Source organism: Biostraticola tofi (genome assembly GCF_004343195.1).
GTDB classification, from domain to species: Bacteria; Pseudomonadota; Gammaproteobacteria; order Enterobacterales; family Enterobacteriaceae; genus Biostraticola; species Biostraticola tofi.
This window is the reverse complement of sequence record NZ_SMCR01000026.1, coordinates 1-3846: the sequence shown is the minus strand read 5'-3', so window position 1 is coordinate 3846 and position 3846 is coordinate 1. Positions and strand designations below refer to the sequence as shown.

Genomic DNA, 3846 nt, shown 5'->3' with positions numbered 1-3846 from the left:
TTCACGCTCGTCGAGTTTGGCAAAAATCCAGGAACCTAATCCAGTTGTAATCCCAGTAATCAAACTAGTGATTGCAACATGAATGATATCTTTATTATCAATATCAAATTCATTGCTAAACAATAACGTTATAATCACCAGCGAAATAGAGAAAAAAATAAAGCTACAAAAAATCATATATATAATACTCAAAAATAAAACCCAAATACTCAGTTTATTTTTTATTTCCATTGACTTTATCCTTTACAGCATTGCTTATGAATTCTCCGCCAACAGATCCAAGAACTTCCCCAACAACTCCTGAATTTTGTCCCAAAGCAGGCCTAAATATAGGCGGCGCTATTAGACCAACTGTTGTACCGAACGCCCACCCTACCCCCGTTCCAGTCAAAGCGCCCTTATCAGGCCCATCAGTGAATAAAGTGCCTCCAAGTGCAATTCCCCCATTCGCCCATACATTACGTCCTGGAACAAGTGCCCCCGTAATACCTGCAGAAATGCTTCCTGTGTAATCCCAGCTCTTGTTAACATTGCCTGGCTGTTTAATATCGAACCATTGATAAGTTCCGTTAGCAATTTCCGCTATCGTTGCGCCAGCTACAACTTTCCCCACAGATGCTGCGGGTCCTAGATAAGCCGCCCCTGCCATCAGTACGCCATCTTTATAACCATCAACAATCACTTTAGTGATATTAGCGCTGTCCGGCATATCCCCTTTCGCTAAATGACTCAGTGCAGTATTGATTTCATGTGGTGTGGCTCCGGCGTCTGTCATTGACGTTCCCAGCGATGTAGCTGACTGCCCATAGTCCATCATGCCTTTGGACAACCAGTTATTCTCAACAACAGTCCCGGCTCAGACGGCCGGGACTTAAGACTTACTCAGGATCGGATGGCTGTTTTCTACATTTTTTAAATTTATCAATCAGATTAAAGACAATTGCGGCTAATGTGATCGCTGATCCTGCAATAATGCTTTTAAACAAATTCCTCATAATTTCTTCATAGGGCAAATAAAACTCACCAATGTGAACAAAACCAAAAACAACTTTTATGTTCAAACCTAACAAAAATAAACCAGCAGTAAAATAAACAAAAAGAGCTATGTATTTAAGAGTGGCTTTCATCATTTTCCACTCTCCTGCTTTTTGATAATACTTTTGCCTGCATCAGTGGCAGCTTCGGAAGCAAAAGCGCCTCCAATATCGTAGATGAATCCAGGCAGTTCCTTTCCTGTTACCGAATTAACGATCCCCGGTGCATACTCCCCGAATATCCCGCCAGCCCAGGCACCGGCTGCCGAAGCCCCAATCGCTCCTGCATTCGGCCCGTCCGTAAACACCGCACCACCTGCCGCTATGCCCACGTTCTGCCAGACTCCACGCCCCGGAGCCAAGCCACCCATAATCGTTGCCGAGCCGGTGCCCAGGTAATCGTATGATTTACCCTCATTGCCCGGCTGACTCATATCGAACCACTGATAAGACCCATTAGCGATAGCCCCTATCAGCGCACCACCCGTGGCTTTCGCTACCGATGCAGCCGGACCTAAATAAGCAGCTCCTGCAATCAATGCGCCATCCTTATATCCATTAAAGATAACCTTGGTGATATTCGCACCTTCAGGTAAATCACCCTGTGCCAGCTTATCTAAGCCGGCCTGTTTCTGTTCCGGCGTCAGATTGTTAGCCTGGGCGTACTGGTCCCATGATGCCACCGCCAGGCCGTAATTCATCAGGCCCGTTGGCAGACTGAGCGCATTATTCTCTACCAGATTCTACGTCACAACCCGCCGCACCCCAAGCACGTAAGAGCATTGTGGGTTACCGCACCAACGGCGGCAGGCCGAACCCGTTGCCGCAACTGACGATAAAGGGAAGATGGCTGGAACAGTGGGGCTTTACCCAGGGCCAACCGGTGAGCATTACCGCCGAACACGGCCGACTGATTATCCGCACCACACCAACCCCGGAGGGAACCGTATGAACATCACCTTTGCCCCTGAACCGATCCCGGAACTGATGATCGAAGGCGCCCAACTGGCCGCGCTCGGTTTTACCTCCGGCACCCCGTTACAACTGACGCTCCAGCACCACACGTTATGGATCACGATCGTCAATGATGACGATACTTGGGAGGCGTTGTGCGGAGCCAGCCAGTACCGCCCGGATCTGGGGGCCGATTGGGTGCGGGAGAACGGCGAGTTGATTATCGGCGGCGACTGGCTCACCGAGTCTGGCATTGCCAGCGCTGAACAACTGGAAGTGACTGCTGCACCTGGAGTGCTCCGGTTACAGCGGCGGGAAGTGGGGGGATTTAGGGCTTAGAAGCAAAAACCTTGGTTGGGTGAACTGCACCTTAATAAGTTGACGTTTAACTTTTGGGGTGCAGTTCAAGTGGTGAGTTGTTTAAAAACCACTTAGAGCAACTTCACCGTAGTCATAACTATTTGATTTATTGCCTTTAATTTCTAGGACGCATTGCGTAAATTTACTAATTAATAGATTACACCCTTCATCTACAACATCAGGCATCCCGGTAAAATGCAACACTAATGAATCAGTGAATATAACATCAAAGCCGTCACTAGTATCTTCAATCTTATCAATAAAATATTGATTATCGAAAGGTCTACCGTAAGGACCATCAGGTAGAAAGAAGTAAAAAGATTTTTTCTTTTTTACCCATTGTTCAACTAGTTCTCTTGGTTTCATTTCTTAATGATCCAATCGTTTTTTGGCTCTGGTAAAAAGATTTGCGTACCGCCACCGTGCACTGTCGGAAGAGTCCCCGTAGTTCCGGTTTGCGGAGCCGCTGCGCCTTCATAATAGGTTGTTCCTTTAGGGATCTTGATGATCGCTTGATTCTGGAACGTATTACCCCATTCAGGTAAAACAGCGCTATCCAGTTGGGATTGCAGTGGTCCTTTCGATGGTTCAGGTGTCCAATAACGGCCATCAGCTTTAGCGGAACCACCATAATCTCTATAAAAATAGAGGTCTTGTTCAGCTACTTTTTCTGTATATGTTCCACTTCTGAAAGTTGCAGCAGGTGCACGCGAGTCACTCGGATTACCTAGAGGACCAGTTTCATAAGGCCCATACAATTTAATCGTTTGTGACGCGATTGGCATCTGATTCGCTGATGTTATTTTGCTAACAAGCGTATTTAATTTGCTTGCTGCTCCTCCACCCAATATAGGTGTTACAGACGCCGCTACTATCTTCATCCCGTCATAGGTTTCGATGTATGCCTCTGCCGTGGCCTTATCTACGCCTAGCTGCACCATGGCATAGTTCACCATCGCATCCTTCACCTGCTGTTGATTCTGCGCATCAACACTGGTGATATTCAACAGGTTAACTATCTGGCCGTAAGCATCAGAGTATTGCTGGCTCACCTTCGAGTTGTACGGCCCGGTTTCGTATTCACCTTTGGCCGCGATAACTTCCAGTCTCGCACTGGCACAGGCCGCACTCCCGGCATTACCATTGCTACAGGCATCAATCACTTTCTTGTCGCTGGCGATATCCTTTTCACGCAGTTCATTGATCTTCTGCTGCGCCTGCTCACGCTCTGCCGGGTCTTTGCTGTTCTGGAGTTTCTGCTTCGCTAACTCAAGCTCTGTCTTTTCAGACACGCTCAACCAGTTATTCTCTACCGCATTCTTCCCCGCCTGCGCCCCCGCCACCGCGCTCGCCACATCGCCACCGGCCAGGCCGCCTGCCAGCCCCGCCGCCAGCGTCCCCAACGCCGACACCATCGTCTTCTGGCTTTCCGTCAAATCCTTTGCTTGGGTTCCCGCATACACCTGGGAGGCAATATATTCCCCCATCGCCGCACCCG

At 48.4% G+C, this 3846-nt stretch carries 8 protein-coding genes; 2 read left to right on the top strand and 6 right to left on the bottom strand.

Going from position 1 to position 3846, the window contains the following annotated elements; genetic code table 11:
- From EDC52_RS20185 to EDC52_RS19700, 4 genes are all read right to left on the bottom strand, one after another.
- A partial coding sequence (locus tag EDC52_RS20185; protein ID WP_230468116.1) for a hypothetical protein occupies positions 1 to 231 on the bottom strand: 231 nt, incomplete at its 3' end.
- Positions 215 to 775 (bottom strand): adhesin, encoded by a 561-nt coding sequence (locus EDC52_RS19710; protein WP_230468115.1) that lies wholly within the window; start codon positions 773 to 775, stop codon positions 215 to 217. The genes EDC52_RS20185 and EDC52_RS19710, both read right to left, overlap by 17 nt.
- A gap of 103 nt (positions 776 to 878) precedes the next feature.
- On the bottom strand, positions 879 to 1130 hold the full coding sequence (locus EDC52_RS19705) for a hypothetical protein (protein ID WP_131868041.1): 252 nt from the start codon (positions 1128 to 1130) through the stop codon (positions 879 to 881).
- Positions 1127 to 1735 (bottom strand): adhesin, encoded by a 609-nt coding sequence (locus EDC52_RS19700; protein ID WP_131868039.1) that lies wholly within the window; start codon positions 1733 to 1735, stop codon positions 1127 to 1129. The genes EDC52_RS19705 and EDC52_RS19700 overlap by 4 nt, the downstream gene beginning before the upstream one ends.
- Before the next feature lie 80 nt (positions 1736 to 1815).
- Between EDC52_RS19700 and EDC52_RS19695 the strand changes: the two genes are divergently transcribed.
- Both EDC52_RS19695 and EDC52_RS19690 read left to right on the top strand, forming a co-directional pair.
- Positions 1816 to 1986 (top strand): SymE family type I addiction module toxin, encoded by a 171-nt coding sequence (locus EDC52_RS19695; protein ID WP_131868037.1) that lies wholly within the window; start codon positions 1816 to 1818, stop codon positions 1984 to 1986.
- The gene (locus EDC52_RS19690; RefSeq protein ID WP_131868035.1) at positions 1983 to 2327 is read left to right on the top strand and encodes a SymE family type I addiction module toxin; all 345 of its coding nucleotides are present in this window, start codon (positions 1983 to 1985) and stop codon (positions 2325 to 2327) included. The genes EDC52_RS19695 and EDC52_RS19690 overlap by 4 nt, the downstream gene beginning before the upstream one ends.
- A gap of 81 nt (positions 2328 to 2408) precedes the next feature.
- Here EDC52_RS19690 and EDC52_RS19685 read toward each other — a convergent pair whose 3' ends face one another.
- Both EDC52_RS19685 and EDC52_RS20370 read right to left on the bottom strand, forming a co-directional pair.
- Entirely contained in the window at positions 2409 to 2714 is a 306-nt protein-coding gene (locus tag EDC52_RS19685) for a hypothetical protein (RefSeq protein ID WP_131868033.1), read from the bottom strand.
- Positions 2711 to 3846: VENN motif pre-toxin domain-containing protein (locus EDC52_RS20370; protein ID WP_165911778.1), on the bottom strand; the 1136-nt coding region annotated here is incomplete at its 5' end. The genes EDC52_RS19685 and EDC52_RS20370, both read right to left, overlap by 4 nt.

Excerpts from the sequence above, each read along its gene's own strand:
- EDC52_RS19685 (WP_131868033.1), bottom strand. The coding sequence starts at position 2,714 with ATGAAACCAAGAGAACTAGTTGAACAATGGGTAAAAAAGAAAAAATCT.
- EDC52_RS19705 (WP_131868041.1), bottom strand. The coding sequence starts at position 1,130 with ATGATGAAAGCCACTCTTAAATACATAGCTCTTTTTGTTTATTTTACT.
- EDC52_RS19710 (WP_230468115.1), bottom strand. The coding sequence starts at position 775 with ATGACAGACGCCGGAGCCACACCACATGAAATCAATACTGCACTGAGT.
- EDC52_RS19700 (WP_131868039.1), bottom strand. The coding sequence starts at position 1,735 with ATGAATTACGGCCTGGCGGTGGCATCATGGGACCAGTACGCCCAGGCT.
- EDC52_RS19690 (WP_131868035.1), top strand. The coding sequence starts at position 1,983 with ATGAACATCACCTTTGCCCCTGAACCGATCCCGGAACTGATGATCGAA.